Source organism: Mesorhizobium sp. M1A.F.Ca.IN.020.06.1.1 (assembly GCF_004023265.1).
Classification (GTDB): Bacteria; Pseudomonadota; Alphaproteobacteria; order Rhizobiales; family Rhizobiaceae; genus Mesorhizobium.
Genome location: NZ_RZSR01000551.1, coordinates 1 through 4,061, shown reverse-complemented (window position 1 = coordinate 4,061; position 4,061 = coordinate 1). Strand labels below are relative to the sequence as shown.

The following is a 4,061-nucleotide window of genomic DNA, read 5'->3' as shown; positions in this document are numbered from 1 at the left end:
GCCCCGCACCAGGAAGGCCGCCGCAAAGCCGAGCAGGCTGGATGGCAGGGCCGACATGCCAACGAGATCGCCAACCGTGAAGAGCGCTGCACCCGCAAGCGCCGCGGTGACATAGATTTCGGGCCTGAGCAGCACGGAAGGCTCGCCTGCGATCAGGTCGCGCAATATGCCGCCGAAGGTCGCGGTGAGCACCCCGGTGATGACCGAAACGACCGGGGAGCCGGTGATCGCCAGGCCCTTTGCAGCCCCCATCACCGCAAAGGCGGCAAGTCCGATCGCATCGAGCCAGAGCAGCAGCTTGTAGCGGGATTCCACACGATGGGCGCTGAAGAAGACAAGCACTGCCATCACGGCGCAGATCAGCACATAGCCGCTGTTGGCGACCCAGAACACCGGCAGGTTGAGAATGACGTCGCGCAGCGTTCCGCCCCCAATGCCGGTAATGCTGGCCAGAAACAGGAAGCCGATGATATCGAGCTCTTTGCGTGACGCGGCAAGCGCGCCGGTCGCCGCGAAGACGGCGACGCCGGCATAGTCGAGCAGCTCGATGGGATTCATGGGCGAGCGAATAGTGATTGGCGAATAGTCAGTGCACAGTGAATATCACGAAGCGGTGCGGTTGGTACCGTCCTTCCCTATTCGCTATTCCCTATTCGCTATTGGCTCCCTTCACGCATCCTTCTCGGCCTGCTCGTTCACCGGGCCCGGCTCGACCGGCGCTTCGGCGGCGGCGGCCTTTGGGCCGCCCTTGGAGACGCCGACCATCGCCGGCCTCAACACGCGCTCGCCGATCGAATAGCCGGGTTGCACGACCTGGACCACGGTCCCGGCCGGAACGTCGGGGTTGGGCACTTCGAACATCGCCTGATGGAAGTTCGGGTCGAACTTCTCGCCTTCGGGCGCAAGCTTCTTCACCCCGTGCCGCTCCAGCGCCGCCAGCATGGCGCGCTCGGTGAGGTCGACGCCCTCGATCAGCGCCTTGAAGCCGGCATCGCCGGAGGCCTTGGCCTCGGTCGGAATGGCGTCCAGCGCGCGGCGCAAATTGTCCGACACCGACAGCATGTCGCGCGCGAAATTGGCCACAGCGTAGGTGCGTGCGTCATGTACATCACGCGCGGTACGGCGCCGCAGATTCTCCATTTCGGCAGCTACGCGAAGCGCCCGATCCTTCAGTTCCTCGTTTTCCTTCAGCAACCGCACAAGCGCCTCATAGTCGCCGTCGACGCCGCCTTCCGCACGTTCGCCGGAAGCCCGGGCCTCGGAAGCCTGGCTGGCTTCGATTTCCTCGGGCGCGCGTTCGTCTTTTGCCTGGTCGCTCATCGCCGTTTCCCGTCATTCGGATTGGTTTGGATTTGCGCCCGATATCGAGGTTTAGGGGCCAAAAATCAAGGGGCAAGCACCGATGACGGCCCTTCCGCGATCGTTCCAAATTAATTCAAATTTTACCGTACCGGACGGCTTTGCTTGCCGCTAAGGGCCTATGCGGGAACCATTGCCGGGCTGCGAGAGTTTCGAAGCCGACACAGGATTTTGGGACCATGAAGGGCAACATCGGCGAAAGGCGCGCCAAGCTCGCCGACGATATCAGGCGACAGGTTGGCACCGAAGCGACCAAGCGCCTTCTGCGCACGCTTCCGGCATTTCGCCTGGAAAAAGAAGTGCCCAAGCAGTTCACGGATCTGCTCGACCGCCTGGACGGCGCCGAGACGGACAAGGCGGACGGCCAGCGGCAGCACTAGACCGCCCTTCCCCAGTTCCACAGCGTAAGGCGCTGAGGAGCTATGCGGCTCTGCGCTCGTCGCGCATCAGAGCCTCGCCATGACGGATCTCGGTGCCAAGCACCTTGAGGCACTCCCGCATGAACGACGCAAGGCCGGGCCATCCCTTTGCCGAAACCAGATTGCCGTCGACATGCGCGCCGGTCGGCGACACGTCGATATAGGTGCCCCCGGCAAGCGTCACTTCGGGCTCGCAATACTGCAGCGCCGCCACCTCCCTGCCGCGCACCACGCCGTCGACCGCGATTAGGATTTGCACACCGTGGCAGATGGTGAAGATCGGCTTGCCGGTCTCGTGGAAATGCCTGACCAGCGCCTGCACGCGCTTGTCGATGCGAATATATTCCGGCCCGCGTCCGCCCGCAGCGTAGACCGCGTCGTAATCGGCGGGATTCACCTCGGCGAATGTCTTGTTGAGGATATAGTCGTGGCCGAGCTTTTCCGTATAGGTCTGATGGCCCTCGAAGTCGTGCAGCGAGGTCTTGAGCACGTCGCCGGCCTTCTTGTCCGGGCAGACGACATGGACTGTGTGGCCGACCGCATGCATCGCCTGCTCAAAAACGAAAATCTCGTATTCTTCGCTGAACTCGCCAACGAGCATCAGTATCTTCTTGCCTACCATGCCGTTTCCTCCTTTGCCGGCTGTTTATTTCGGAGCGCGAAATAATCACCGTATCCTAAGGGCAAGACGGCAAAAGAGAAAGTGAAATTCGCAGAAGTGGTCTAACCAGATTGTTGCAAAGAGGCGCGTAGAACTGAATCGACTGCGCCAAGACGTCAAAAGCAAGGTGCTTGGTCAGACCAAAGCTGCAGGCTCGCTTGGTTTACCGGATGGCTGCCTTCGGCGGTCAGCGCGGGGACGGCTCAGCCCGGGCGTTTGCGCCGCCAGGAATATTTCGGGCCCTTGGCTTCCGGCTCTACCGCCGGCTGGTAATAGACTGGCAAGCCTCCTGTGCGCCCTTCCTCCAGCCGCTTCAACAGCACCGGATTGGAGACCTCGAACTCGTCGAAGCCGAGCCGCAGCATATGCGGCAATTGATCGACCAGGACCTGGCCCGTGGCGCGCACCGCGCCTTTGAAGTTATGCCGGGTGCGCAGCAATTCGCCCTTGGAGAAGGAGCGGCCGTCGTTGAAGGCCGGGAAGGCAAGCGCCACCAGCGACAGCTGGTCGAGCAGGCCGACGATCTTGTCGAGCTCGTCGCCGGGGAGCAGGAGCACGCCGAGGCGCTCCTTGGCCGACCTGCGGATATCGTCATCGAGCCCGAGAAAGGCCTGCAACGGGAGGATGAAGCGGCCATTGCCGGCAAGCGCTTCGGCGCTCTCGGCATGGGTCCATTCGTCCTCGCGGAAACCGTTCGGGGTCCAGAGGCGGGTTTCCGATTTGGTCGGCTCAGTCATCAAAATTCCTAATGCCCTAAGATCCTAATGCCCTAAGAATGAAAGGATATGTCGCTGTTCAGGTCGGCCCGGAGTCGAAAATGGTGGCTTTCGAGAACGGGAGCGGAGCGTACTTCAACTACGCGAACTCCGAAAGCGCAGGAACCCGCCATTTGCAGGCCGGCCTCACCTGAGTAGCGGCTGTCCTTAAAGTGATGCGTCGGTCAGCGACTTCTCCAGCCCCGACAGATGGATGCCGCACTCGGTCTTGGCGTGCCCCGCCCAGCGGCCGCTGCGCGCATCCTCGCCTGGCTGTACCGGCTGCGTGCAGGGGAAGCAGCCGATCGACAGATAGCCATAGGCGACCAGCGGGTTTTCGCGCAGCGCATGCGCGCGCATGTAGTCGGCCTGGTCGGATGTCGTCCAATGCGCGAGCGGATTGATGCGGATGCGCGAGCCGACGGCCTCGAAGACCGGGAGTGCCGCGCGCGTCGAAGCCTGGAAGCGCTTGCGCCCGGTGAACCAGGCGCGGAACGGCTCGACGCCACGCGCCAGCGGCTCGACCTTGCGCAGGTTGCAACAGGCGTCGGTATCGGTCTCATACAGCCTGCCGGTCGGATCGACGCGTTCGAGCGCCGCTTCGTCCGGCTTGATCACTCTCACATCGGTCAGGCCGAAATCGGCGACCAGCGCGTCGCGGTAGCCCAGCGTCTCCTCGAAATGCTTGCCGGTGTCGAGAAAGATCACTGGCAGCGAGCGGTCGATCTCGGCAATCATGTGCAGGAGGACTGCCGAATCGGCTCCGAAGGACGATACGGCGGCAACGTCGCCGCGGAAAAATTCACGCGCCGAGCGCTCGATGATCTCGATCGGCTTCAGATGGCCGAGCAGCGCGTCGAGCCCCGC

At 62.7% G+C, this 4,061-nt stretch carries 6 protein-coding genes; 1 reads left to right on the top strand and 5 read right to left on the bottom strand.

Going from position 1 to position 4,061, the window contains the following annotated elements:
• Both EOA60_RS22055 and grpE read right to left on the bottom strand, forming a co-directional pair.
• A partial coding sequence (locus tag EOA60_RS22055; RefSeq protein WP_164899457.1) for a trimeric intracellular cation channel family protein occupies positions 1-558 on the bottom strand: 558 nt, incomplete at its 3' end.
• A gap of 111 nt (positions 559-669) precedes the next feature.
• Positions 670-1,320 carry a nucleotide exchange factor GrpE gene (gene grpE, locus EOA60_RS22050; RefSeq protein ID WP_067318900.1) on the bottom strand — a complete coding sequence of 217 codons (651 nt, stop codon included), beginning with the start codon at positions 1,318-1,320 and terminating at the stop codon, positions 670-672.
• A 218-nt stretch (positions 1,321-1,538) separates the two neighbouring features.
• Between grpE and EOA60_RS22045 the strand changes: the two genes are divergently transcribed.
• Positions 1,539-1,739, top strand: a complete 201-nt coding sequence (locus EOA60_RS22045) for a hypothetical protein (protein WP_067318902.1) — start codon at positions 1,539-1,541, stop codon at positions 1,737-1,739.
• 40 nt (positions 1,740-1,779) lie between these two features.
• Here the strand turns inward: EOA60_RS22045 and EOA60_RS22040 are convergent, their stop codons facing one another.
• The 3 genes from EOA60_RS22040 to EOA60_RS22030 form a co-directional block, all read right to left on the bottom strand.
• Positions 1,780-2,400, bottom strand: a complete 621-nt coding sequence (locus EOA60_RS22040) for a DJ-1/PfpI family protein (protein ID WP_067318906.1) — start codon at positions 2,398-2,400, stop codon at positions 1,780-1,782.
• Between the two features lie 242 nt (positions 2,401-2,642).
• On the bottom strand, positions 2,643-3,176 hold the full coding sequence (locus EOA60_RS22035) for a DUF934 domain-containing protein (RefSeq protein WP_067318908.1): 534 nt from the start codon (positions 3,174-3,176) through the stop codon (positions 2,643-2,645).
• 186 nt (positions 3,177-3,362) lie between these two features.
• Positions 3,363-4,061: phosphoadenylyl-sulfate reductase (locus EOA60_RS22030; protein WP_245502595.1), on the bottom strand; the 699-nt coding region annotated here is incomplete at its 5' end.